Origin of the sequence: Pseudonocardia sp. ICBG1034 (assembly GCF_020131375.1) — a bacterium.
GTDB lineage: Bacteria > Actinomycetota > Actinomycetes > Mycobacteriales > Pseudonocardiaceae > Pseudonocardia > Pseudonocardia alni.
In genome coordinates this window covers 1,653,911-1,678,764 of sequence record NZ_JAHLEK010000015.1, presented here as the reverse complement: position 1 = coordinate 1,678,764, position 24,854 = coordinate 1,653,911, and the positions used below count along the sequence as shown (strand labels likewise).

The 24,854-nt window shown below is 74.9% G+C and carries 23 protein-coding genes; 10 read left to right on the top strand and 13 right to left on the bottom strand.

Annotated elements, in window-relative coordinates; translation table 11 throughout:
- Entirely contained in the window at positions 1-1,647 is a 1,647-nt protein-coding gene (locus KPF22_RS09350; RefSeq protein ID WP_224401768.1) for an HlyD family efflux transporter periplasmic adaptor subunit, read from the top strand.
- 80 nt (positions 1,648-1,727) lie between these two features.
- Here KPF22_RS09350 and KPF22_RS09345 read toward each other — a convergent pair whose 3' ends face one another.
- On the bottom strand, positions 1,728-2,672 hold the full coding sequence (locus KPF22_RS09345) for a helix-turn-helix domain-containing protein (RefSeq protein ID WP_224401767.1): 945 nt from the start codon (positions 2,670-2,672) through the stop codon (positions 1,728-1,730).
- A gap of 323 nt (positions 2,673-2,995) precedes the next feature.
- Between KPF22_RS09345 and KPF22_RS09340 the strand changes: the two genes are divergently transcribed.
- Positions 2,996-4,417, top strand: a complete 1,422-nt coding sequence (locus KPF22_RS09340; protein ID WP_224401766.1) for an APC family permease — start codon at positions 2,996-2,998, stop codon at positions 4,415-4,417.
- A 42-nt stretch (positions 4,418-4,459) separates the two neighbouring features.
- Positions 4,460-6,103 carry an amidohydrolase gene (locus KPF22_RS09335; protein ID WP_224401765.1) on the top strand — a complete coding sequence of 548 codons (1,644 nt, stop codon included), beginning with the start codon at positions 4,460-4,462 and terminating at the stop codon, positions 6,101-6,103.
- A gap of 10 nt (positions 6,104-6,113) precedes the next feature.
- Here the strand turns inward: KPF22_RS09335 and KPF22_RS09330 are convergent, their stop codons facing one another.
- From KPF22_RS09330 to KPF22_RS09305, 6 genes are read right to left on the bottom strand one after another with little or no spacing between them, the layout of a single operon-like run.
- Positions 6,114-7,064 carry a PDR/VanB family oxidoreductase gene (locus KPF22_RS09330; RefSeq protein ID WP_208825339.1) on the bottom strand — a complete coding sequence of 317 codons (951 nt, stop codon included), beginning with the start codon at positions 7,062-7,064 and terminating at the stop codon, positions 6,114-6,116.
- Positions 7,065-7,094: 30 nt separating this feature from the next.
- Complete coding sequence (locus KPF22_RS09325; RefSeq protein ID WP_208825337.1) at positions 7,095-7,838, bottom strand: SDR family NAD(P)-dependent oxidoreductase; 744 nt, start codon at positions 7,836-7,838, stop codon at positions 7,095-7,097.
- A 14-nt stretch (positions 7,839-7,852) separates the two neighbouring features.
- Positions 7,853-8,389, bottom strand: coding sequence for an aromatic-ring-hydroxylating dioxygenase subunit beta (locus KPF22_RS09320; protein WP_208825335.1), 537 nt, complete (start codon positions 8,387-8,389; stop codon positions 7,853-7,855).
- Positions 8,382-9,674 (bottom strand): Rieske 2Fe-2S domain-containing protein, encoded by a 1,293-nt coding sequence (locus tag KPF22_RS09315; RefSeq protein WP_208825332.1) that lies wholly within the window; start codon positions 9,672-9,674, stop codon positions 8,382-8,384. The genes KPF22_RS09320 and KPF22_RS09315 overlap by 8 nt, the downstream gene beginning before the upstream one ends.
- Complete coding sequence (locus KPF22_RS09310) at positions 9,671-10,066, bottom strand: hypothetical protein (RefSeq protein WP_208825330.1); 396 nt, start codon at positions 10,064-10,066, stop codon at positions 9,671-9,673. The genes KPF22_RS09315 and KPF22_RS09310 overlap by 4 nt, the downstream gene beginning before the upstream one ends.
- A 29-nt stretch (positions 10,067-10,095) precedes the next feature.
- Positions 10,096-11,256 carry an acyl-CoA dehydrogenase family protein gene (locus KPF22_RS09305; protein ID WP_224401764.1) on the bottom strand — a complete coding sequence of 387 codons (1,161 nt, stop codon included), beginning with the start codon at positions 11,254-11,256 and terminating at the stop codon, positions 10,096-10,098.
- A gap of 158 nt (positions 11,257-11,414) precedes the next feature.
- Between KPF22_RS09305 and KPF22_RS09300 the strand changes: the two genes are divergently transcribed.
- The 4 genes from KPF22_RS09300 (at position 11,415) to KPF22_RS09285 (ending at position 15,075) form a co-directional block, all read left to right on the top strand.
- Positions 11,415-12,962, top strand: coding sequence for an ATP-binding protein (locus KPF22_RS09300; RefSeq protein ID WP_208825326.1), 1,548 nt, complete (start codon positions 11,415-11,417; stop codon positions 12,960-12,962).
- Between the two features lie 121 nt (positions 12,963-13,083).
- Entirely contained in the window at positions 13,084-13,554 is a 471-nt protein-coding gene (locus KPF22_RS09295) for a flavin reductase (protein ID WP_224401763.1), read from the top strand.
- A 19-nt stretch (positions 13,555-13,573) separates the two neighbouring features.
- On the top strand, positions 13,574-13,849 hold the full coding sequence (locus tag KPF22_RS09290; RefSeq protein WP_224401762.1) for a hypothetical protein: 276 nt from the start codon (positions 13,574-13,576) through the stop codon (positions 13,847-13,849).
- A complete protein-coding gene (locus KPF22_RS09285; protein WP_224401761.1) occupies positions 13,846-15,075 on the top strand; it encodes an amidase in 1,230 nt (409 codons plus the stop codon). The genes KPF22_RS09290 and KPF22_RS09285 overlap by 4 nt, the downstream gene beginning before the upstream one ends.
- Here the strand turns inward: KPF22_RS09285 and KPF22_RS09280 are convergent.
- The 5 genes from KPF22_RS09280 to KPF22_RS09260 are packed head-to-tail and all read right to left on the bottom strand — an operon-like array spanning position 15,053 to position 21,071.
- Positions 15,053-15,706, bottom strand: coding sequence for a response regulator transcription factor (locus KPF22_RS09280; RefSeq protein WP_224401760.1), 654 nt, complete (start codon positions 15,704-15,706; stop codon positions 15,053-15,055). The genes KPF22_RS09285 and KPF22_RS09280 overlap by 23 nt on opposite strands.
- Positions 15,703-16,269 carry a nuclear transport factor 2 family protein gene (locus KPF22_RS09275; protein WP_224401759.1) on the bottom strand — a complete coding sequence of 189 codons (567 nt, stop codon included), beginning with the start codon at positions 16,267-16,269 and terminating at the stop codon, positions 15,703-15,705. The genes KPF22_RS09280 and KPF22_RS09275 overlap by 4 nt, the downstream gene beginning before the upstream one ends.
- Before the next feature lie 11 nt (positions 16,270-16,280).
- Positions 16,281-17,732 (bottom strand): aldehyde dehydrogenase family protein, encoded by a 1,452-nt coding sequence (locus tag KPF22_RS09270; protein WP_208825315.1) that lies wholly within the window; start codon positions 17,730-17,732, stop codon positions 16,281-16,283.
- Positions 17,729-19,696, bottom strand: coding sequence for a primary-amine oxidase (locus KPF22_RS09265; RefSeq protein ID WP_224401758.1), 1,968 nt, complete (start codon positions 19,694-19,696; stop codon positions 17,729-17,731). The genes KPF22_RS09270 and KPF22_RS09265 overlap by 4 nt, the downstream gene beginning before the upstream one ends.
- A 28-nt stretch (positions 19,697-19,724) precedes the next feature.
- Positions 19,725-21,071, bottom strand: a complete 1,347-nt coding sequence (locus KPF22_RS09260; RefSeq protein WP_208825311.1) for an MFS transporter — start codon at positions 21,069-21,071, stop codon at positions 19,725-19,727.
- A gap of 248 nt (positions 21,072-21,319) precedes the next feature.
- Between KPF22_RS09260 and KPF22_RS09255 the strand changes: the two genes are divergently transcribed.
- The gene (locus KPF22_RS09255; protein ID WP_224401757.1) at positions 21,320-22,210 is read left to right on the top strand and encodes a dioxygenase; all 891 of its coding nucleotides are present in this window, start codon (positions 21,320-21,322) and stop codon (positions 22,208-22,210) included.
- Here the strand turns inward: KPF22_RS09255 and KPF22_RS09250 are convergent.
- Complete coding sequence (locus KPF22_RS09250) at positions 22,194-23,738, bottom strand: MFS transporter (RefSeq protein WP_224401756.1); 1,545 nt, start codon at positions 23,736-23,738, stop codon at positions 22,194-22,196. The two genes, KPF22_RS09255 and KPF22_RS09250, sit on opposite strands and share 17 nt — an antisense overlap.
- 78 nt (positions 23,739-23,816) lie before the next feature.
- On the opposite strand from KPF22_RS09250, the gene KPF22_RS09245 reads away from it, so the two are divergent.
- Together KPF22_RS09245 and KPF22_RS09240 are read left to right on the top strand one after the other, a co-directional pair.
- On the top strand, positions 23,817-24,380 hold the full coding sequence (locus tag KPF22_RS09245; RefSeq protein ID WP_224401755.1) for a TetR/AcrR family transcriptional regulator: 564 nt from the start codon (positions 23,817-23,819) through the stop codon (positions 24,378-24,380).
- 141 nt (positions 24,381-24,521) lie between these two features.
- A complete protein-coding gene (locus KPF22_RS09240; protein WP_208825303.1) occupies positions 24,522-24,728 on the top strand; it encodes a hypothetical protein in 207 nt (68 codons plus the stop codon).
- Positions 24,729-24,854: the final 126 nt, after the last annotated feature.

The window sequence follows — 24,854 nt, the reverse complement described above, 5'->3', positions numbered from 1 at the left end:
ATGACCCGACTGCGGCTCGCGGGCAGCCTGCTGCTCGCCGGACTCGTCGGCCTCACGGCCTGCACCGGAGGGGACCAGCCGCCGCCGACGGCCGTCGTCGACCGGGGTGTGGTCTCCACCGGGGTGTCGGCGTCGGGGTCGCTGGTGTCGATCACCCAGCAGAACCTCGGGTTCACCGACGGCGGCCGGGTCACCGAGCTGCTGGTCGAGGTCGGCGAGACCGTCGCGGCGGGGCAGCCGCTGGCCCGGCTCGACGACGCCGAGGCCCTGTCCCAGGTCGCCGCCGCGCAGGCCGGGCTGGACCAGCAGCAGGCGTCGCTGGGCAAGCTGACCGGCGCGAACACCGTCGAGGCCGCGCAGGCGTCGCTGGCCTCGGCCGAGTCGGTACTGGCCGCGACCCGCGACCAGGTCGGGGCGCAGAACGCGGCGAACGACACCGCCGTCGAGCGGGCGAGGGTCCAGCTCTCCTTCGACCGCAAGCAGCTCGCCGCGGCCCAGGAGAAGCTGGAGACCGACCGGCGGGCCTGCAAGCGCTCCGGCGGCAGCACCGCGTCCGCGACCCCGGAGCCCACAGCCGCCCCGTCCGGCGGCGGGCTGCTCGGCGGTCTGTCCGGCGGGTCCGGCACCTCGGGCGGGTCCGGCCTCGGCGCGGCGACGACCGACCCGGCCTGCACCGCCGTCGCCACCGACGAGCAGGCCGTGACGACGGCGAAGGGCCAGGTCATCACCTCGCAGACGGCGCTGGCGCAGGCCGAGGGCACCCGCGACACCGGCGCCGCCTCCGGCCGGGTCTCGATCGCGAACGCCGAGAGCGCGGTGTCCGACGCCCGCTCGCAGCTCACCGGGGCGAACAACGACGCACCGGCCGACGTCGCGGTGCAGGACGCCGTGGTCGCCGACGCCCGCAACACCCTCGCCGACGCCCAGCGCGCGCTCGACGACACCCTGCTGCGCGCCCCGGTCGCGGGCACCGTGTCCGCGATCAACGGCGCGGTCGGTGACGTCGTGCCCGCCGCGAGCGCCGCGACCGCGCTCGCCCCCGGCACCGACGCCCGGATCCCGCAGGCCGTCGGGTCGGCGTCGGCGGCCTCGGGCGGCGCGGGGGCCACCGGTGGCGGCGCGTCCGCGGCGGGCGGGGCGCCGTTCCTCACCCTCAACGACCTGCAGACCTACCAGCTGGTCGTCCCGTTCGAGGAGAGCGACGCCGCCCGGGTCGCCCCGAACCAGACCGTCGACGTCACCGTCGACGCGCTGCCCGGGGTGAGCCTGCCGGCGACCGTGGTGGCGGTCGCGCCGACCGCGACGCAGCTGTCGGGCGTCGTGAGCTACTACGCGACCGTCGTGCTGAACCGCACCGACCCGCAGCTGCGCGACGGCCAGACCGCGCAGGCCGACGTGCGCACCGAGGCCCGCAACGGGGTGCTGCGGGTGCCGAACACCGCCGTCCGGCAGGAGGGCGGCCGCTCGGTCGTCGACGTGCCCGGCGACGACGGCGCCGCGGTGACCCGGCAGTTCGTCCCCGGCCTGGTCGGCGACCAGTTCACCGAGGTCCGGTCCGGCCTCGACGACGGCCAGCAGGTCCTGCTGCCGCAGGCCACCGTCGAGGCGACGCCGGGCCGTCCGGGCGGCGGCGCGGGCGGGAACTGACCCGCCGGCGCGGGTCGGCTGCTCGTGCCGTCGTCGCCCACCGACTGCTGCGCCGGCGGCGCTGATCGGGGTCCGCCCGGTCACCGCAGGGCGGGTGTCGTGCCCTCCGAGGACCGCACCTGCCCCGGTGTCGCTCCGTAGCGGGCGCGGAAGCTGCGGGAGAAGTGCGCCGGGTCGGTGAAGCCCCACCGGCGCCCGGTCGACCCGACCGGCTCGCCCGCCAGCAGCGGGTCCCGCAGGTCGCGCAGGCAGCGCTCCAGACGGCGGGCGCGCACCCAGCACGACACCGAGGTGCCCTCGGCCCGGAACAGCTCCTGCAGCCGCCGGGTCGACATGTAGTGCGCCGCGGCGACCCGGCCGGGTGAGAGGTCGTCGTCGGCGAGGTGGTCGTCGAGCCAGTCCAGGACCGGGGCGAGCGGCCCGGCCGGGTGCCCGTCGCGACGGCGCTCGGCGACGGCCGCGGCCAGCAGGTCGGTCAGGACCCGGCGGACCCGGGGCGCCCGCGTCCCGGTGAGCAGCTCCTCGGCGGCCGCGAGCTGGCGCAGCATCGGCCCGAGGAGCAGGCCGAGGCCGTCGCGGTCGGACATCCGCACCCCGCTGCCCTCCCCCGGTCCGCCGTCCAGGCCCAGGTCGCTGCGCGGCAGCATCAGCACCAGGCTGCGGAACCCCGCCTCGTTGTCCACGGCGTAGGGCAGGTCGACGTCGTAGACGACCATGTCACCCGGCCGCAGCACCGTGCGGTGCCCGTCCTGGGTGATCACCGAGCGTCCCGCGAGCTGGTAGGAGACCTTGCACAGGCCGAGGCGCTCGCCGCCCGGGACGCGCCGCACCGTGTGCGCGGTGCCCGCGGCGAGGTCCCCGAGCACCAGCGGCCCGGACCGCCGGACGACGCCGTGCCCGGCGAACCGGTCGACGGCGCCGTGCGCGGTCAGCCGCAGCGACGGGAAGTGGTCGCCCACCGTGCGCGACCAGGCACGGAGGTCGCGGGACGCGGGCGGGGCGGGCCACGGGGCGGTGTCGGTCATCGGTGCCTCCGGGGTGACGGGTGGTGGGCGGCTTGGACCTGGGCGCAGTGCGCCTTGACCGTCGGCGCACGGGTGGGCGGGCGGGACCGGGGGCGGACGTCGCCGTCGGCGGGGCCGGATCCGCAGGTCGGCGGCCGGATCGCCGGTGCGGGCCGACGGGTGCGGCCCGTGCGGCGGGGGCGCGGCGGCCCGGCGCGGGGCCTTGTCGGAGGCACGAGCGCGGACCAGCCTTCTCCCACCCGTGACCGAGGAGAACCCGATGACACCGCGCCCGACCCGCACCGCGAACCGTCCCGGCACCGCGACCGACCGCGGGGTGCGACGTGGCTGACCCCGGGCACTCGCTGCGCGGCTCCATCGGCGTCGCGGGGATCGTCTTCCTGGTGGTCGCCGCCGCGGCCCCGCTGACCACCGTCGGTGGCGCGCTGCCCGTGATGCTCGCCGGGTCCAACGGGCCCGGTGTGCCGCTGGCCTACGCGCTGGTCGCGGTGGTGCTGCTGCTGTTCAGTGTCGGCTACGCGGCCATGAGCCACTTCGTCGTCGACGCGGGGGCGTTCTACGCCTACGTCTCCCACGGTCTCGGCTCCCGGCTCGGGCTCGGCGCGGGCGGGCTCGCGCTGCTGGCCTACACCGCCATCCAGGCCGCGGTGTACGGCCTCGCCGCGGTGACGCTGCGCGGGATCGTCGTGCAGTTCGGCGGACCGGAGCTGCCGTGGTGGCTGCTCGCCGCGGTGCTCGTCGCCGTCGTCGCGCTGCTGGGCTACCGCAGCATCGACGTCGGCGCCAAGGTGCTGGGCACGCTGCTCGTCGTCGAGGTCGCGGTGGTCGCGGCACTGGTCGCCGGGATCCTGGTGACCGGCGGCCCGGAGGGCTGGTCGCCCGGCTCGTTCTCCCCCACGACGTTCCTGTCCGGGGCACCCGGCATCGCGGTCATGTTCGCCGTCGCCTCGTTCGTCGGCTTCGAGGCGACCGCCATCTACGCCGAGGAGGCCCGCGAGCCGCGCCGCACGGTGCCGGTCGCGACCTACGTGGCGGTGCTGTTCATCGGCGCGTTCTACACCGTCGCCAGCTGGGCGGTCGTCGTCGCGTTCGGGCCGAGCCGGGTCGAGGCCGCCGCGCAGGCCGACCCGACCGGGCTGGTGTTCGCCGCGGCCGCCACCTACGTGGGCCCGTGGTTCGCCGACATGCTGCCGATCCTGCTGCTGACCAGCCTGTTCGCCGCGCTGCTTGCCTTCCACAACGCCGTCGCCCGGTACCTGTTCTCCCTGGGTCGCCGCGGGGCGCTGCCCACGGTGCTGTCGCGGACCCACCCCCGCCACGGCTCCCCGCACGTCGGCTCGCTCGTGCAGACCGTGTCCGCGGTACTCGTACTGGCGCTGTTCGCCGTCGCCGGCGGTGACCCGGTCACCACGCTGTTCCCCTGGATGTCCGGGTTGGCGACGGTCGCGGTGCTCGTCCTGATGCTGCTCACCGCGGTCGCGGTGCTGGTGTTCTTCGCCCGCACCCGGGCCGACACCCGCAGCTGGAACACCCGGGTCGCGCCGACGCTGGGGCTGCTCGGCATCGCCGGGATCCTCACCCTGGTTCTGGTCAACTTCACCACGCTGATCGGCGGGTCGGCCGGCCTGGCCGGCGTCCTGCTCGCCCTGGTCGTGGTGGTGCTCGCCGGGGGCGTCGTCCTCGGCGGGGCACGCCGCACGGCCGTCGCACCGGAACCGGCACACGACGACCCCGCCCTGCACTGATCCGTTCCGCTCCCCCGCACCCCGCCCAGGAGGGACCCGCCCGTGACCGGGATCGACACCGTCCACCGCGCCGCCCGCGTCCACACACCCGACGGCTCGGCCGCCACCGTCCTCGCGACGGCCGGCGAGACGATCGTCGCCGTCGGCGGTGACGAGCTGCTCGACGCCGCCCCTACCGGGGCCCACCGGGTCGACCACGGCGACGCCGTGCTGGTCCCGGGCCTGGTCGACGTGCACAACCACGTGCTCGTCGCCGGCCGGGCGGAGCTCGCCGAGCTGCGTCTGGCCGGCGACGCCGGGGTCGGCGCCCTGCTCGACGCCGTCGCCCGGCGCGCGGCCGGACTCCCGGAGGGCGCCTGGCTGGTCGGCGGTGGCTGGGACTGCGGGCTGCTCGACGCACTCGCCGCGCCGGGGGTGCTGGCCCGCCTCGACACCGCCGCGGGACACCGGCCGGTGCTGCTGCGCGACGACAGCTGCCACAACCGCTGGGTCAGCTCCGCGGCGCTCGACCGGGCCGGGATCTCCGTGGACACCCCCGACCCGGCGGGCGGGCGGATCCTGCGCGACGCCGACGGCCGTAGCCCGGCGGGGGTGCTCGTCGAGGCCGCCGCGGTCGCCGTCGAGCGGGTCTGCGCCGCCGACGGCGACGGGGTGGACGACGCCGAGGCGGTCCGGCACGCGGTGGGGATCCTGCACTCCCACGGCGTCACCGGGTTCCAGGACGCGGCGTCGTCGCTGCCGCTGCTGCAGGCGCTGCACCGGCTCGACTCCGAGGACCGGCTCGACGCCTGGGCGGTCACCTCGATGCCGGTACTCGACCCGGTGTTCGGGTCCGCACCGGTCGGCGCCGAGCTGGTCGAGAAGGCGCTGCCGCTGGCCGGGCGACGGCACCGCCCGACGTTCGTGAAGGTCTTCCTCGACGGCATCCCGCCCTCGCGCACCGCAGCGTTCCTCGACCCCTACCTGCCCGACGACACCCACGGCGACGACTGGCGCGGACACACCGCGATGACCACCGAGGAGCTCACCGGGCACCTGCTGGGCTTCGCGGCGACGGGGATCGGGGCCAAGGTGCACTGCACCGGCGACCGGTCGGTCCGGGTGTTCCTCGATGCCGTCGCCGCGGTCCGGGCGGCCGGGCACACCGGCACCCGCTTCCACCTGGCACACGGCCAGTACGTCGCCGACGCCGACCTGGGCAGGCTCGCCGCGCTGGGTGTCGTCGCGGACCTGTCCCCGGCGCTGTGGTTCCCCTCGCCGGTGGTCGAGGCGATCTGCGCCTGCGTGCCGCGGGAGCGGGCGCGGCGCATCCACCCCAACCGGGACCTGCTGCGGTCGGGGGTGCTGCTCGCCGTCGGCTCGGACTGGCCGGTCGTCGGATCGCCGGACCCGTGGCCGGGCCTGCAGGGGCTGGTCACCCGGGCCGACCCGATCGGCACCGCGCCGGGCGCGCTGTGGCCCGAGCAGGCCCTGACCCCGGCCGAGGCGCTGCACGCGGCGACCCTCGGCGCGGCCCGGGCCGCCGGGATCGACGACGTCACCGGCGCGCTCACCCCGGGCCGCTCGGCCGACCTGGCCGTGCTCGACGCCGACCCGCTGACCGTGCCGCACGACGAGATCGCGTGGACCCGGGTCCTGGCGACCTGGTTCGCCGGTCGTGAGGTGTTCCGCCGGGAGCACGGGTGACGCCGCCGGGTCAGTACAGCTCGACGACGAGCCGCGGGGTACGGGCGCGCGACACGCACAGTGCGATCTGGTCGCCCGCGGCCCGGTCCGCGGCGGACAGGCAGCTGTCGCGGTGCTCGGGCACGCCCTCCACGACGCCGGACACGCAGGAGCCGCAGACGCCCTCCTCGCAGGATCGGAAGACCTCGATCCCGTTGTCGGTGAGCACCTCGAGGATCGACCGGTCCGCGGGGACCTCGAACTCCTCCCCGGTGTCGAGCGCGACGGTGAAGGCGGTGTCGCCGCTGGTGTCGACCTCGGTGGCGGAGAACCGCTCGACGTGCACCCGGTCGTCGCCGACGACCGGGGCGAACACGGCGCGCACGCCGTCCATGAAGCCCTCCGGCCCGCAGGTGTAGACGGCCGCACCGGGACCGAGCCCGGCCGCGACCGGGCCGAGGACGGCGGCGTGCCCGGCGCGCGGGACGCCCAGGTGCAGGCGGACCCTCCCGGCGAAGCCGGTCTCCAGCAGGTCGGCGAAGGCCGCCTCGGACCGCGACCGGGCGAAGTAGTGCAGGGTGAAGTCGGCGCCGGCGCGGTGCAGCGCGTGCGCCATGCCGAGCAGTGGGGTGACCCCGATGCCACCGGCGACGAGCACGTGCCGGTCGGCGTCGGGGTCGACACCGAGCAGATTGCGGGGCACCCCGATGTGCAGCTCGTCGCCGGGGGCGACCTCGTGCAGCGCCGCCGACCCGCCGCGGGAGGAACGCTCGCGCTTGACCGCGATCAGCAGCGACGCGGCGTCGTCGGGCGGGCCGCACAGCGAGTACTGGCGCAGCACCCCGGTCGGGCCGACGACGTCGACGTGCGCGCCCGCCCGGTGCGGCCCGAACGGCCGCCCGTCCGGGCGCACCAGGCGCAGGCTGCGGATGCCGTCCGCCTCGTCGACGACGTCGGCGACCCGGACCGGGATCGTGGTCATGGCAGGAGTCCTCTCGTTCGGTGGGCGCCCTCAGCGCAGGTACAGGCCCCCGTTGGCGTCCCAGCAGGCGCCGGTGACCGAGGCGGCGGCGGGGTCGGCGAGCAGCGCGACCATCCGGGCGACGAACGCCGGGTCGCCGAGCCGACCGACCGGGACCGACGCGGTGTAGTCGGCGAGCCGGTCCTCCCCGACGATCGCCCGGACGACCGGGCCGTCCTGCGGACCCGGTGAGACCGCGTTGACCGTGACGCCGCGGGCCGCGAGGTCGCGGGCGAACACCTTGGTCAGCGACAGGACCGCGCCCTTGGACGCGGCGTAGTGCCCGCCGGTGGCGGTGCCGCCGTTCTGACCGGCCAGCGACGCCATGTTGACGATCCGGCCGTAGCCGGCCCCGGCGAGGTGACGGCCGAACACCTGGCAGGCCCGGAAGGTGCCGTTCAGATTGACCCCGACGACGTCGGCGAGCTCGTCCGCGGTGATCTCCAGCAGCGGGGTGGCGCGGGTGAGCGCCGCGTTGTTGACCAGCACCTGGACCGAGCCGAACGTGTCGAGCACCGCCGCGAGGAGCTCCTCCGCGGCGGACGGGGCGGCGATGTCGGCGCTGATGCCGACGGCCGTCGCTCCGGACGGGTCGAGCCGCCCGGCCACGGTGCGGGCGGCGTCGCCGTCGAGGTCGGCGACGGCGACCCGGTGGCCGTCGGCGTGCAGCCGCTCGACGACCGCCCGGCCGAGCCCGTTGGCTCCGCCGGTGACGACGGCGACCGGAGCGCTCACGGCGTGCACCGCGCTCACAGCAGGAACCCCGCGGCCGGGACGGCGCTCTCGCTGTTCACCAGCCGGACCACCTTCTGCACGATCCGGTCGCCCGCGGGCCCGTCGGGGGCGAGCCGGATCCGGTGGCGCAGGTCGGCGGCCCACAGGTCGTGGCGGTCGCGCTTGAACGCGACCAGCACCTGTGCGGAGCGGAGGACGACCTCGGTGCCGCCCGCCGGGCCGGTGACCGACTCGGGCACGAACCGGGAGACCGTGCGCACGGTCCGGGCGGCGTCGACGGCGGCGATGGCGTAGCCCTCGGTCATCCGCACGACGCGCATCTGCCGCATCCGGGCGTCGTCGTAGACCATGTTGAGGGTGCCGTCGAAGTCCTCGGTGTCGGGGTCGATCGGCACGACGTAGGTGGCGTCGTCGGTGTAGATGCTCTCCCACCGCAGGTAGGCGGCCCGGTCGAGCAGCTCGGCCTCACGCCAGACGAGCTCGATCGCGCGGACCACGGCGGGGTCGGTCGTCGGGACCGGCGCCGGGACCCTCTCGGGTGCCTCAGTCATCACCCATCATCTCCTTCCAGCGCCCGTAGGCGGCGCGCATGCCGGTCTCGTCGGTGACGTGCGCGGTGGGGTGTCCGTCGGCGTCGGCCTTCTCCCGGGCCGAGCCGCGATTGATCAGGATCGGCATGTCGGGGGCGGCGGCCGCGCCGCGCTGCACCCGGTCCCAGCCCTCGGCGTCATCGGGGGTGCCGAACCCGAACGGGCCCTGGAAGTGCTCGTGGATCCGCAACCGGGCGCGGTTGACGGCGTCGAGCTCGGGCGGGCCGTCCGGGCCGATGGCGACGTGCTCGATGACGGTCTCGTCCACCGCGACCGGGCGCAGCACCCGGAAGAACGCCGCGGACAGCGACACGTTGGGGAACAGGTTCAGGTTGAACCCGGTGCCGTGCATCGCGCGCACGACCTTGCGGACCGCGGCCGGGTCCAGGGTGGCCGACAGCTCCTCGACGAGGCCGTCGAAGCGGGCCTGCAGGGGCTCGCTGCCGTCGTCGGCGTCGAGGTCGGAGTGGGCGGGCACCATCTGCATGACGCTGTGCCCGTGGCCGAGGTCGTGGGTGACCGCCGTCGGGTCGGTCATGAACGACATCATGTCGGCGGTCTCGGCGTCGACCGAGGCCATCCACGACCGGTGCACGATCGGGAAGTGGTAGCCGTCGGTGGTGTTCTCCAGCTGGATCTTCCAGTTGCCGCGGAAGGTGAACCGGTGCCTGCCCAGCACCTTGACCGGGTAGCCGCCGCCCTGCTTCATGAAGCGGTCGATCCACAGCCGGGCGTCGCCGAGGAAGGTCTCCAGCGGCTCGGCGTCCGGGTCGAGGGTCGCGAAGACCATGCCGCCGTAGGACTCGGTGCGCAGCCGGCGCAGCGACAGGTCCCGCTTCTCCAGCACGCCCTCGTAGCCGTCGGGGTAGGGGACGCCGCGCAGCGCGCCGTCCAGGCCGTAGGACCAGGCGTGGTACGGGCAGGTGAAGCCGTTGGCCCTGCCCTGCGGCTTCTCGCAGACGCTGGCGCCGCGGTGCCGGCACCGGTTGAGCAGGGTGCGGATCTCACCCTTGCGGTCCCGGGTGACGATCACCGGCTGGCGGCCGACGTGGGTGGACTTGAAGGTCCCCGGCCCGGGCAGCTCGCTGGTGTGGGCGACCCACACCCAGGCCCGTTCGAAGATGCGGGTCATCTCCAGCTCGAACAGCTCCGGGTCGGTGTAGAGGCGCCCGGCGACGCGGTCGGCGCGGACGAGCTCGGCAGCCGTGGCGCCGGTGACGTCGGCGCCGGTGGGGTCGGCGCTCATCGGGCGTCTCCCCGGGTGGGCAGCGCGACGTCGTCGCGGACGGTCAGGGCGCGCCCGATACGGGCCTCGACCTTCGCGAAGCGCCAGAGCTTCGCGTCCCCGTCGCCGACCGCGGTGGTGCGGAACAGGTTGCAGGCGGCCTTGACGGTGTCGGCGGTGTCGACGTCGGCCAGCAGGTAGCAGGTCCACGGCCAGCCGTCGGACGGGCCGACCATGTGCGAGTCGTCGTCGATGTCGCCGATGAAGCCGACGCCGGGCAGCGCCCTGATGCCGTCCATCATGGATACGAAGGCCGCCCAGACGTCGCCGGTGGTGATGCCGTCGGTGGGCAGGTCGAAGAAGTTCTGGTTGATGCCGATGCAGAACAGCACCCGCAGGGGTGGGGCGGCCATGGCGGTCTCCTCGGGGTGGTGCGGTCGGGTCAGCGGAAGCCGGGGGTGGTGGCCGGCAGGCCCATGAGGACGGCTCCGGCGGCGTCGAACACCGCGGGGCCGAGGAAGGCGTGCTGCTTGGGCACCAGCGCGTCGCCCGCGAGGTCCTGCAGCGGGTGCGCGGTGTGGATCGGCGCGGTGCCCGAGACCTCGATCAGGCGGGCGACGACGTCGGAGGAGGTCCGGGCCAGGTGCGCCGAGGCCAGCCGCAGCTCGGCGTTCTGCCGGTCGGTGGCCGGGTCCCCGGCCAGCACCGTGTCCCACACCTGCCCGGTGGCCTCGTAGAACCAGGCCCGCGCCGACCGCAGCTCCGCCTCGGCGCGGGCGACGGCGTCGCGGTAGTACGCCCGGTCCGCCAGCTTCGGCGCTCCGGTGACCCCGGCGTAGCCGCCGCCGACGCGCACGGCGTGGTCGAGCGCGGCGCGGGCCACCCCGGCGCCGACGACGGCGAGCACCTGCGCCGCGTAGGCGATGGTCGGGTAGCGGTAGAGCGGCTCGTCGACGGTCGGGGTGCCGCCGCGCACGAACGTCCACTCCCGCGGCACCTCCACCCCGCGCACGACCACGTCGAACGAGCCGGTGCCGCGCATCCCGACGACATCCCACTCGGGGACGATCTCGGCCTGGTCGGGCCGCAGGACTGCGGTGCGGGGCTTGCCGTCGGAGTCTGCGTCGCCGGGCATCCCGACGCCGAGCACGTCGGCCCCGGAGCAGCCGCTGGCGAACTTCCAGCGGCCGTCGAGGCGGTAGCCGCGGGCGGTGGGCTCGCCGGCCTGCGGCGGGAACAGGGCCCCGGCGAACGCGACGTCGGGGCCGTCGGCGTAGAGCTGCGCCTGGGTGTCGTAGGGCAGCGCGGCGAGGTAGACCAGCGCGGAGCCGAAGCTCGCGACCCAGCCGGTGGAGCCGTCGACGGCCGAGATCCGCTCGATGCGGTCCAGGAACACCGCGGGCGGCTGCGGCTCGCCGCCGAACACGGCGGGGGTGGCCGAGCGGTAGATCCCGGCCCGCTTCAGGGTCGCGACGAAGTCCCGCGGGACGTGGCGCTGCTCGCGGAACTCGGTGCGGCGCACCGCGAGCTCGGCGAGCATCGTGTCGAACGCCGCCTCCGACGCGATCGCCGGTGTGGCCGCGGCCAATTGTGCGCTCACCATCGCACCTCCTTCTCGATTCGCTTTCCGGCATCGAGAGTAGGAATTCCGGTGACCGTCCAGGAATCGGCAACCGCCCTCGCACGAATAGGGGGCCTCCGCAGTGGCGCTAGGGGATTCCTTCAGCGCGGCCCGGGGTGGTCCCCGCCTAGGCTGGGTCGATGGACCAGGTCGAGCCGCAGGCCCCGGAGCTCGTCACCGGCGACTTCGTCGCGATGATGCGGGCGACCACGACGTGCGTGCTGCTGCACGACGCGGCGACCAAGAACATCCTGTGGGCCAACCCGTCGGCCTGCCGGTTGCTCGGCTGGAGCCTCGCCGAGCTGCGCCCGCTCAAGGCCAACCACATGTCGAGCACGGCGCCGCAGTACCACCGGGTGCTCGGCCGTGCCTGGCTGCACGAGGCCGTCGAGCGGGGCAGCAACCGCATCGAGTGGCACTACCGGACCCGCACCGGCCGGGTGGTGCCGACCGACGCCGTCGCGGTGCGGGTGGAGCTCGCGCAGGGGCCCGCGATCCTGGTGCAGTTCCGCGACATCGAGCACGAGCAGGGCCTGGAACGCGCGCTGCGGCGCACCACGTCGTCGATCGACGCGCTGGCCCGCCACACCTCGACGATCGCGCTCACCCTGGACCCGTCGGGCGCGATCCGGTTCGCCACCGACACCGCGCTGGAGCTGTTCGGCATGGACCCGGGCGCCCCGCTGGGGCACCTCGACCAGTACGGGCGGCTGCGCCGCGACGGCCGCCCGGCGGCGCTGGACGAGCTGGTCCGGCTGGCCGACCCGACCGTGCCGGTCCAGCTGGAGGTGCCCGGCACCCGGGGCGGGCCGGTGTGGCTGGAGGGCACCCTGGAGCGGCTCGCCGAGCCCTCCGACGACAGGACCGACCCCGCGTCCGGGCTGCTCATGATCCTGCACGACGTGTCGGGGCGGGTGCTGGCCGAGGCGGCCCGCGAGCGCGCGGCACACCGGGAGAACTACCTGGCCCGCTACACCGCGATGGGCGACATGGCGATGGCGATCGCGCACGAGCTGGGCCAGCCGCTGGCGGCCGCGGGCAACTTCCTCGACGGCACCCGCCGGCACACCGAGGAGCTCGTGCGGGGCGGTGCGCTGTCCGCGGCCGACGCCGACCGGATCGGCTACGGCCTGGGCAGCGCGCTGCGCCAGATGGGCCGGGCGAGCGCGATCGTGGCGGCCGTGCGGGCGTTCGTCGGGCACCTGGAGCACACCGAGCAGGTCCTCGACCTGCACGACGTCCTCGACGACTGCCTGTGGTTCGTCGGGCTGCGCGCCGACCCGGCCGGGGTCCGGGTGCGGGTGGAACGCCACCCGGGCCCGCTGCGGGCGCGCTGCGAGCGGGTCCTGACCGGGCAGGTGCTGCTGAACCTGTGCTTCAACGCGGTCGAGGAGACGGCCGACCTCCCGCCGGAGCGCCGCGAGCTGGTCGTGACCACCGCCGTCGACGGCGACGAGGCCGTGGTCACCGTGGCCGACCGCGGACGCGGGATCGACCGGGACCCGTTCGCCGAGTCGTTCTCCTCCAAGGAGCACGGCAGCGGCATCGGGCTGGCGCTGAGCTACCGGATCATCACCCGCCAGCACGGCCGGATCTGGGCCGCGCCGCGCGTGGGGGGCGGCACCCGGTTCGGGTTCGCGCTGCCACTCGTCGGAGACGAAGGGAATTCCCTAGACGATTCCGGATGACTATCGATATCGGCCGGGCGCGTTCCGCGCGTACGTTCGCAATGGTCGAGAGAAGCCCGAGAACCCACCGGAGGAAATCGTGTCCGAACCGACCCCGTCCCCGTCCGATTTCCGTTCCGCGATGGCGAACCTGTCCGCCGCGGTCAACGTGATCACCACCGACGGCCCGCGGGGCCGGGCCGGGATGACCGTGAGCGCGGCCTGCTCGGTGACCGACACCCCGCCGACCGTGCTGGTGTGCGTCAACCGGTCCAGCCGGTCGCACGCGGTGCTCGTCGGCAACGGCCGGATCTGCGTGAACGTGCTCGGCGACGACCACGCCGACCTGGCCCTGCACTTCGCCGGCGCGACCCGGGTGCCGACCGCGGAGCGGTTCGCGACCGGCTCCTGGGACCACGACACCCACGGGGTCCCGGTGCTGCGCGACGCGGCGGCCGCGCTCGTCGGCACCGTGCGAAGCGTGCGGGACCAGGGCACCCACACCGTGCTGTTCGTCGAGATCGAGCACGTGAGCACCCGCGACGGCGGTGGCGGGCTCGTGTACTTCCAGCGGTCCTTCCACCCCGTCGGCACGTCCCGCCTGAGCGCCTGACCCACCCCGAGGAGCGTCCGTGAGCCCGTCCGCACCGCCGACCCGGCTGACCCTGACCTGCTACGTCGACACCCACGGCCACGGCTGGCGGCACGTCGACCTGTTCGAGCACGACGCGGATGGGCGCGAGCTGGGCTGGGTGCACTGGCAGGTCGGGGCCGACGGCCCGGACGCGGCCGACGCGGCCACCGCGCGGACGGAGCCGCAGCTGCGTCGCACCACCCCGTGGCGGCACCGGGTCGGGCCCAGCGGCACCGACTTCTGGGAGGCCGACGCCGAGTGGGTGCGGTCGTGACGCCGTGGTCGCTGCGGGCGGCCGTGCGCGACGGGGCGACCGGCGCCGTGGACGCCGCGCGCCGCGCGATCGCCGCGACCGAGCCGGAGGTCCGCGCCTGGGTCGAACTCGTCCCCGGCCCCGCGACCGCTGCCGCCACGGGGCCGCTCGGCGGGATCCCCCTCGGGGTGAAGGACATCGTCGACGTCGCCGGGCTGCCCACCCGCTGCGGCTCGGTGCTGCGCGCCGGAGCCGCCCCGGCCTCCGACGACGCCGCGATCGTCGCCGCGTGGCGCCGCGCCGGTGCCGTCCCGGTCGGCAAGACCGTCACCACCGAGTTCGCGTACTTCTCCCCCGGCCCGACCGCCAACCCGGCCGCGCCGGGCCACACCCCGGGCGGGTCGTCCAGCGGGTCGGCCGCCGCGGTCGCCGCCGGGCACGTCCCGCTGGCGCTGGGGTCGCAGACCGCCGGGTCGGTGACCCGCCCGGCCGCCTACTGCGGGATCGCCGCGCTGGTCATGAGCCGGGGCCGGTACCCCGTCGACGGCGTCACCGGGCTGGCCCCCAGCCTGGACGCGCACGGCGTGCTGGCCGCCGGGGTCGACGACCTCGCGTGCGCCTGGGCCGCGCTGACCGGCGAGCCCGACCCGGCCGCGCGGGCACCGCGGGCACCCCGGCTGCTGCTGTGCACGGCCGGGCCGCTGGAGCCGTCGATGCGAGCCGCACTGGTGGACCACGCCGCCGAGCGGCTGCGGGCCGCCGGGATGGTCGTCGACCCGCTGGACGGGGTCGACGTGGACGACCTCACCGCCGCGCACCCGGTCGTCATGGCGTTCGAGGCGGCCCGCGAGCGCGCCGCGGAGCTCGCCCACGCCGGGTCGCTGAGCGTCCCGCTGGCCGACCTGCTGGCGCGCGGCGCGGCGATGCCGGAGCCGGAGTACCGCGCCGCCCGCGACCGGGTCGCCCGACACGGCGACGCGCTCGCCGCGGCCGTCGACGGCTACGACGCGGTGCTCGCCGCCGCCGCGCCGGGGCCCGCCCCGTACGGGCTGGGCGCCACCGGGGACCCGGTGTGCAGCCGTCCGTGGCAGGCGCTCGGCCTACCCGCGGTCACCGTGCCCGGCCTGCACGACGACGCCGGGCTCCCGCTGGGGGTCCAGCTCGTCGGCCGGGCCGGACAGGACGGCGATCTGCTCGCCACCGGCTGCCGGGTCGCCGGCGTGCTCAGACCTCGACCCGGTGGGTGAGGATGTCGCGGACCAGCGTGCCGAGGCTCTCCGCCCCGGTCTTGGCCTTGATCCGGGCCCGGTGCACGTCCACGGTCTTGACACTGGTGCCCAGCCGGTGCGCGACCGCCTGGCTGGCCATCCCCTCGATGACCAGCGCCAGCACCTCGCGTTCGCGCGGGGTGAGCGTCTCCACCCGCTCCCGGACCGCGGCGCGGGCCGCGTGCGCGGCGAACAGCTCGCGTGCGCGGCCCTGCTGGTGCTGGACGACCTCGAGGATGCGCTGGGTGTCGTAGGGCTTCTCCAGGAAGTCCACCGCTCCCCCGCGCAGCGCGCGCACCGACATCGGGATGTCGCCGTGCGCGGAGCAGAACACCACCGGGGCCGGGTACTCGCGGGCGAGGAGCTCCTCCTGGAGCTGGAACCCGCTCATCCCCGGCATCCGCACGTCGACGACGACCACCGCGGGCTCGGCCGGGTCGAACTCGGCGAGGAAGGTGGCCGCGTCGGGGTAGTCCAGCGCCTGGATGCCGACGCTCCCGAGCAGGAAGCGCAGTGACTGGCGCAGGTCGTCGTCGTCGTCGACGACGTGCACCACGGGGTCGACCGGGCCTGCGGTGCCGGCCCGGTCGGTGTCCCGTCCCGACGTCACGGCCGCATCAGGACCGACGCCGACGGGTGGTCGCTCGCGAAGCCCGCCGGCAACGGCGCCACGAAGACGTTCTCGGTCCGGGTACGCGAGATCAGCCATCGGCCGTCGACCTTCCGGAAGGCGTTGTTGAGCCGGCTCGACCGCAGCAGCGCGGTGCCGTCGGAGAACAGCCAGGGCTGCATGTGGATCCACTGGCCGTCGGCGGTGTCACCGTGCACGTGGATCTGCTCGGAGGTGAGGTAGTGGGCGTTGAGCAGCAGCGCGGGATCCCGCTTCTCACCCCAGAAGGACCGGAAGTGCGCCCGCACGGCGTCCGCTCCCTCCGCCCGTCCGAACTGGCCGTCGTAGTACTCGCCCACACCTTCCCAGACGGCGTCGTCGGTGTAGAGGCTCATGACGAGCTCGATCCGCTCCTCGTCGCCGGTCACGCCGTACTCGGGGATCGGGGTGTCGCAGAGCCACATGTAGCGGGCCTGCAGGCGCCGGATGTCGGCCTCGGCCTCCAGCACCTCGACCCGGCGGGCCAGCGCCTGCAGCGTGGTGGCGTTCTCGGTGGTGGTCACGGGACTGCTCCTCACAGGACGACGGTGACGGTCTTGGTCTCGGTGTTCGCGAGGATCCCCTCGTGGCCGAGCTCGCGGCCCAGGCCGCTCGCCTTCACCCCGCCCCAGGGCAGCTGCGGGGCCAGTGGTGACCAGCCGTTGACGCCGACGGCGCCGGCCTCCAGCTGCGCGGCGACGGTGTGTGCGCGGCCGACGTCGCGGGTCCAGACGGTGGCGGCCAGCCCGTAGGCGGAGTCGTTGGCCAGGCCGACGGCCGCGGCGTCGTCGTCGAAGCCGATGACGGTGCCGACCGGGCCGAAGATCTCCTCGCGGGCGACGGTGAGGTCGTTGGTGCCGGCGAACACCGTCGGCGCGACGAAGAAGCCGGGTCCCGGCGGGACCTCGCCGCCGGCGACCAGGGTCGCGCCCTCGGCGCGGCCGGTCCCGACGTAGCCGAGCACCCGGTCGCGCTGCGCGGCGCTGACCAGCGGGCCCATCGTCGTCGCCGGGTCCAGGGGGTCGCCGAGGACCTGGGCGCGGGCGGCCTCGGCCAGACCGGTGACGACGTCGTCGTACACCGAGCGGTGGACCAGCACGCGGGTGCCCGCCGCGCAGACCTGTCCCTGGTTGGTGAACAGGCCCGCGGCGATCCCGGCGACGGCGGCGGTGAGGTCGGCGTCGCCGAACACGATCTGCGGGGACTTGCCGCCCAGCTCGAGGGTGGTGCGGGTCAGGTGGGTGGCGGAGTGGCGCAGGATCCGGCGGCCGACCGCGGTGGACCCGGTGAAGCTGACCTTCGCGACGCCGGGGTGGCACACCAGCGCCTCGCCGACGACGCCGCCCGGCCCGGGCAGCACCTGCACCGTCCCGGGCGGGAACCCGGCCTCGCCGACCAGGCCGGCCAGGTGCAGCACGGCCAGCGACGCGTCCTCGGCGGGCTTCACGATCACCGTGTTGCCGCAGGCCAGCGCGGGTGCCAGCTTCCAGCCGAGGATCATCAGCGGCGCGTTCCACGGCACGATCGCGGCGATCACGCCGAGCGGCTCGCGACGGGTGTAGGACAGGGTGCGGGCGCCGAGGTACCCGTCGGTCGGCACCACCTCCCCGGTGATCTTGTCGGCCCAGCCGGCGTAGTACCGCAGCGTCGCGACCAGGTTCGGCACGAACAGTCCCGCCGCGACGCCGAGCGGGGCGCCCATCTCGCGCGACTCCAGCCGGGCGAGCTCGTCGGCGTCGCGCTCGACGAGGTCGGCCAACCGGGTCAGCAGCGCCCCCTTCCCCGACGGCGGGACGGCCGCCCACTCCCCGCGGACCGCACGGCCCGCGGCGGCCACCGCGGTGTCGACGTCGGCGGTGTCGGCGGCCACGACGTGGGCGAGGACCTCCCCGGTCGCCGGGTTCACGGTCGGGAACGTCCCGCCGCCGCCCGGGCGGCGGGCGCCGTCGAGCAGGAGGTCGGCGGTGGGGGTGAGCGTGCCGGTCATGCGGAGCTCCCGGTGGTGGTGCCGTCGGTGGGGCAGCACCCGTCTGCCGGGCGACCGTGCGCGCCGAGGTCGGGTACGTCGAGGGTGGGGTTGCGGTCGAAGAAGCCGTCCGGCCTGAGGCGGAACCCGGCGTGGTCGACCGGCATGACCGGCCAGTCCTCGGGGCGGACGAAGTGGGTGAGGCCGAAGGTGTGCCACAGCACGACGTCCTCGCCGTCGACGGACCGGTCGCCCGCGGTGTAGGCGGGCAGCCCGTCGCCGCCGGGATTCTGGTTGACGGTGTAGCCGGCGGGCCAGAGCTGGTCGCGGTCGTAGCGGCTGACCCACAGGTGGTGGCGGGCGAACGCGGCGCGCGCGGCGATCGGGGACGCGGGGTCGGCCAGCAGCGTCGGGTACCCCTGCGGGAGCAGCGCGTACGCGGTCGGGGCGCCGAACCGGTTGGTGCGCTCGGTGCTGCAGATCCGCCAGACCCGGTTGCGGTCGTTCGCGGCGTCGCGGCGGGCCGTGCCCTCGGTGCGCAGCCGGGTGCGGCTGCGGGCGATGGCGTTGCCCCACGGGTTGGCCCCGCCCATCGGTACGCCGAGGGCATCCTGCTCCTCGACGGCGTTGCGGACGCCGTCGACGGTCATGTCCAGCCGGGCGGAGAACAGGTGCTGGTGCACCGGGGCGCCGAGGCCGGGGCCGACCGGGTCGAAGTGCGGGTCGGCGCCGTCCCAGCCGGACGGGAACGGGATGCCGGTGGCCTTGGCCTCCAGCTCGATCGTGCCGTCGAGGTAGAGGTACCAGTAGAAGCCGTAGTCGTAGTTGCCGACGGTGCCGAAGAACGACACGACCATCCGGCGCTGGCGCCGGGTGTGGGTCTGCCCGGTGAAGATGTCATTGTGCTTCCAGAGGATGCCGGTGTCCTCCTCGTGCAGGCAGATCGCGTTGCGGATGGTCCGCGGGCGGCAGTGGTCGTCGACGACGACGGTGTCGACGTAGGTGATGTCGCCGAGGCAGTCGCAGCCCAGCTCCAGGGAGTTCGCGAGCCGGCCGAACTGGTACTCGCCGAGGTCGAAGTAGTTCTGCCAGCCGTGGGTGGGACCGGGGTCGCCGTAGTTGACGACCATCTCCGCGATCGACGCGCGGTAGGCGACCGGGCGGCCGGCGAAGGACAGCTGGTGCAGCGTGAGTCCCTCGCGGCCGTTGAACCCGAGCCGGACGGTCCAGTTCTGCCAGCTCAGCACGCCGTCGTCGGTGAGGGTGAACGAGACGCCCTCGGGCTGGGTGATCGAGATCGGCTTCAGGTCGGTGCGCTCCGGGCCGCGTACGGCCGGGTCGGCCCAGTCGCCGGACTCCTGGGGCACGTGCGCGACGTGGGTCTCCACCACGCGCAGGACCCGCCGGGCGTCGACGTCGACGTGCGCGACCACGCCGCCGACCGGGTGCGCCCACGGCGGGGTGGACGGGTCGGGCTGGACGAACGACAGCACCCGGTAGACCCGGCGGCCGACCTCGTCGTCGTAGCCGAACACCCCGGCCGACAGCGGCACCGGGCGGACGGTGGAGACGTCGGTGACCCCGCGCCGGGCGAGCGCGGCGAGCCAGCCCTGGTCGGCCTTCACGATGGCGTCGACCAACGCGTAGTCCTCGTCGAGGCACGGCCCGACGCCGACCTGCGCCGGGTCCAGCATCACGTCGGACACGACCCGGCCGCCGCCCAGCTCGACGACGACCGAGCGCAGCGCGAGCGGCTCCAGCCGGGTCAGCAGCAGCGTCACCTCACGCGGCAGCGGGGTGACGCCGTCCCAGGCCAGGACGTCGGCCTTGTCCGGCTCGCGCGGCATCACGTAGGAGAAGCGGGTGTCGGGGGTGAGCAGGCCCGCCTCGTCGACGATCTCCCGGGCGCGGTCGACCTCGGCGGCGGTCAGCATCGACAACGGGTGGGCGGCGACGGTGGTCTGCGGCGGGGCGTCGACGGACATGAGGGTCCCTTCGCGTCGGTGGGAGGGGTCAGACGGAGGCGGGCGACGGCTGTGCGCCGGCCCGTGCGGCGAGACGGCGCGGTGCGGTCTCGGGCAGTGCGGCGAGGCAGACCAGCGACAGCACCAGCGCGCCGGCCAGGTAGTAGCCGATGTTCACCGCGTCGCCGGTCCAGGCGAGGATCCGGTTCGCCACCAGCGGGGAGATCCCGCCGCCCAGCACGGCGCCGACGTGGAAGGCGATCCCCATCCCGGTCTGGCGCTGCTCGCGGCCGAACAGCTCACCGAAGTAGACGTACATCGGTCCGAACAGGATCCCGGTGGCGGCGAAGCCGAGGCACATGGCGAGGGTGACCGCGCCGACGGTGCCCTGCGCCGACAGCGGGAAGATCGAGAGCGCGGCGACGATCGAGAGCACCGCGCCGGACATCATCACCGGGCGGCGGCCGAACCGGTCCGAGGCGACGGCGCCGACCACGTTGAACACCCCGTGCAGGACGAGCGCGAGGATGGCGCCGTTGACGATCGGCTGGCGGGGCAGCCCGAGCCCCTGCGGGGCGGCGGCGGTGGCGTAGGACAGCATGAAGATCGACAGGGCGAAGGTCGTCGAGTTGAGCCCGATGTTGACCCCGGCGGCGAGCAGCACCCGCCGCCAGCCGGTCCGCAGGACCTCGACGACCGGGGCGCGCCGGGTCGCGAGCACCCCGGAGTCGTGCAGGACCCGGAACTCCGGGCTCTCCCGCACCCCGCGCCGCACCCAGATGCCCAGTACGAGCACGACCCCGCCGAACAGGAACGGCAGCCGCCAGCCCCAGTCCGACACGTCCTGGGCGGGCAGGAACAGCACGAACATGAACGCGACGTTGGCCAGGATCGTCCCGACCGGGGAGCCGAGCGCGGTGAACACGCCCCACAGCGCGCGACGCTCCGGTGGGGCGTGCTCCATCGCCAGCGTCGCGGCCCCGCCGGTCTCACCGCCGCGGCAGAGCCCGTGCACCAGGCGCAGGCACACCAGCAGGACGGGTGCGGCGACGCCGATCGTCGCGTAGCTCGGCAGCAGCCCCATCAGGACGGTCGCGGCGCCCATGCCGAGGAAGGTCAGCATGAGCGCGGTGCGCCGGCCGCGGCGGTCGCCGACCCAGCCGAACAGGACCGCGCCGAGCGGGGCCATGAGGAACCCGGTGCCGAAGGTCGCCAGCCCCATGAACGTGCTGAACCACGGATCGCCGGTGCGGAAGAACGTATCGGTGAACACGAGCGCGGTCGCGGTGCCGTAGATCGCGAAATCGTAGAATTCGAGCGAGGTGCCGACACCACTGGCGACGGCGACGCGGAGCAGGCTGGAACGGGGCGGCGCAGGGTCCGGTGCGGTGGTCATGGAGCGGGTCCCCCGGTTCGGGTCGGCGGATCGGCGGGGTGGACGCGCAGCTCAGCGGGGTCGCTGTGCGGCGCGGCACACGGTCCACCGAGACAACACCGGTGCCGCCGCGTACTCCATCCGCAGTTGCGCCAACGGCACTGAAGATTTCCCTCATGCCGCCCGAGGGAATCGGCACTGGTCTGCCGGGAATCGCGCGCACTAGCGTCGGCGTGCGATTCAGGCCGACGGTTCCGGGAGGATTTCCGATGCGTTTCCCGCACGAGACGGCCCCGTCCCCCGCCGACGCGCTCGTCGACCGGGTGGCCCGGTCGTTCGACGCCTGCCCCGACCCGCGGCTGCGCGAGGTGCTGGTGTCGCTGGTGACCCACCTGCACGCCGTCGTGCGCGAGGTGCGGCTCACCGAGGACGAGTGGGCGGCCGCGGTCGCGTTCCTCACCCGCTGTGGGGAGGTCACCGACGGGCACCGCCAGGAGTTCGTGCTGCTCTCCGACGTGCTCGGCCTGTCGATGCAGACGATCACGGTGAACGACCGCGCCGAGGGCGGGGTCACCGAGGCCACGGTGTTCGGCCCCTTCTTCGTCGAGGGCTCCCCCGAGGTCCCGCTCGGCGGTGACGTGAGCGGCGGCGCCCGCGGCGAGCCGTGCCTGGTCGAGGGCACCGTCACCGACGACGCGGGCCGCTCCGTCCCGGGCGCCCGGATCGAGGTGTGGGAGGCCGACGACGACGGCCGCTACGACGTCCAGTACGACGACGGCCGGGTCGCGGGCCGCGCGCACCTGTTCAGCGACGCCGAGGGCCGCTACCGGTTCTGGGGTGTCACCCCGACCCCGTACCCGATACCGCACGACGGCCCGGTCGGCGCGCTGCTCGCGGCCGCGGGCCGGTCCCCGATGCGGGCGGCCCACCTGCACTTCCTGGTCACCGCGCCGGGCAGGCGCCGGCTGGTGACCCACATCTTCGTGCGCGGCGACGCGCTGCTGGACCACGACGCCGTGTTCGGGGTGCGGGACTCACTGGTCACGACGTTCGAGCGGCACCCGGCCGGGACCCCGGCCCCCGACGGGCGGGTCCCGGACGGGACCTGGACGCGGGCCCGCTTCGACATCGTGCTCGGCGCGCTCAGCCCCGGTCGGTGACCGGGCGCGACGGCTCGTCCTCCGCGACCGCACCGGCCGTCGCCGGAATGGTCCGCCAGGCGACGACCGCGGCGGCCAGGGTGACGGCCGCGGCGATCAGCGAGGTCGTCTGCATCGCCGTGGTGAACGCCGCGCGGGCGTCGTCGAGGACCGGCGAGGCCGGGTCGAGGGCGTGGGTGCCCGCGGCGAGCGAGTCGGTCACCGCGGCCCGCGCGGCCGGGTCCAGCCCGTCGGGCAGCGTGAGGTGCCCGCGGTAGACCAGCGAGACCACCGACCCGAGCACGGCGACACCCATCGCGACCCCCAGCTCCAGGGCCGTCTCGGAGATGGCCGAGGCCGCGCCCGCCTTGCGCGGCGGGACCGAGGACACGACCGCGTCGGTGGTGAGCGTCTGGGTCAGGCCGACGCCGAGCCCCAGCGGGACCAGCGCCAGCGCCAGCCACAGGTAGCTGGTGAACCCCTCGGTGACCGCGACGGCGACCAGCCCGGCGGTGACCAGCGCGAGGGCGGTCGCGATCGCCCGGCCGAGCCCCAGCGCGCGCGAGAACCGCCCCACGACGGCGACGACGGCGATCGCCGACAGCGTGGTCGGCAGCTCCCCGAGCCCGGCCTGCAGCGGCGAGAACCCGCGCACGAGCTGCAGGTACTGGGAGAAGAAGAACAGCGTCCCGATCAGGGCGAACACCGCCATGAACCCGGCGAACACCGACCCTGCGAAGGCGGGGCGGGCGAACAGCGACACGTCGATCAGCGGGACCGGCAGGCGTCGCTGACGGCGGACGAACAGCACGCCGGCACCGGCACCGGCGGCGAGCGCGGCGACCCCGGTGACGTCGACCCCGGCGGCGACGGTGTGCTTGACCGCCCACACCACCGGCACGATCGCGGCCATCGACAGCAGCGCCGAGACCAGGTCGAACGGGCCGGGCTCGGGGTCGCGGGACTCGGGCAGCAGCCACGCACCGGCCGCGACCAGCACGACCATGATCGGCACGTTGATCAGGAACACCGATCCCCAGGAGAAGTGCTCCAGGAGCGCGCCGCCGACCAGCGGCCCGACCGCGGCGCCGCCGCTCGCCGCGGCCGCCCAGGCCGCGATCGCCCGGGCCCGCTCGGCCGGGTCGGTGAACACGGTGCGGATCAGCGACAGCGTCGAGGGCATCAGAGTCGCCCCGGCGACGCCGAGCAGCAGCCGGGCCGCGATCAGCATGGCGGGGCTGGTGGACAGCGCCGCGAACAGCGACGCCGCACCGAACGCCGCGGCGCCGACGAGCAGCAGCCGCTTGCGCCCGACGCGGTCGGCGAGCGACCCCATGACGACGAGCAGCCCGGCCAGGGCGAGGGAGTAGACGTCGCCGATCCAGAGGATCTCGTTCGCCGTCGGCGACAGGTCGGCGGTCAGCGAGGGCACCGCGAGGTAGAGCACGGTGTTGTCGATCGCCAGGACCAGGACGGCGATCGACAGCACCGCGAGGGCAGCCCAGCGGCGGCGGGGCGTGAGCTCCCGGGGAGCGACGACGTCGGACATGCGTGAAACTGTACCGACTGGTCAGTCTAGTTTCGACGTGGTGTCCGCCTCGCCGACCCGGGACGGGAGGATGGACCGATGGGTCGCACGTCCGGACGGTCCCCCGAGGACACCCGCAGGCTGGTGCTCGACGCCGCGGGCTCCGCCATCCGCCGCGACGGCGTCGGCGCGACCCTCGACCTCGTCGCGCGCGAGGCGGGGGTCTCCAAGGGCGGCCTCGTCTACCACTTCCCCAGCAAGACCGCGATGCTCGTCGCGCTGGCACAGGTGGAGCTCGACACCTTCCGCGACGCCGTCCACGCCCACCTCGACCGTCCCGAGGGGACACCGGGCCGGCTCGTGCGCGCCTACGTGCGGGCGAGCCTGGCCCCGGTCGACGAGGGCGAGGCGCTGGAGCGGTTCACCCTGATCGCGCAGCTGCTGGCGGTGCCGGAGGTCCTCGACCTGGCCCGGCTCGACGACGAGCGCTGGCAGGCCGCGCTGGCCGCGGACGGGGTGCCGGAGGCGACGCGCACGCTGGTCCTCGCCGCCGCCGACGGGATCGGCGGCCGGCCGCTGTGGGCGGCGGACCTGGCCCCGCCGGCGCGGGCACGGCTGGAGGCGGACCTGCTCGGGATGGTGGACGCGGCGCTGGACGGCTGACCGGCCGTCACGTTCGTCGGGCCACCCGACCCGTTCGCCGAGACGCCGGTGGCGATCGTTCTACCGTGCACCGATCGCTGCCAGGGTGGGTCCCGTCAACCGTCCGACGCGGCCGTGGGGCCGCAGTGAGAAGGGACCACCGTGGGCGACATCGCCGGCAAGATCGACAAGGCGTACGAGGACAAGAGCGTGGCCGAGCTGGCCGACGCCCCCGTGGACGCGCTCAAGGGCGTCTCCGAGGGCGACGCGAAGCTCCTCAAGGAGGCGTTCAACATCACGACCGTCCGTGACCTGGGCACCAACAAGTTCTTCCTCTGGGCGCAGGCGATCAGCAAGCTCGCGGACTGAGCAGCCCGGTGCGGGGCGGTGCGCGCGTCACCGCCGCACCGTCCCGCACCCCGCGGCGGACACACACTCTTCACACGGTTACCCCGCGCGGCCCTACCCCGGTCCGGCCCGTACTCCCTAGCTTGT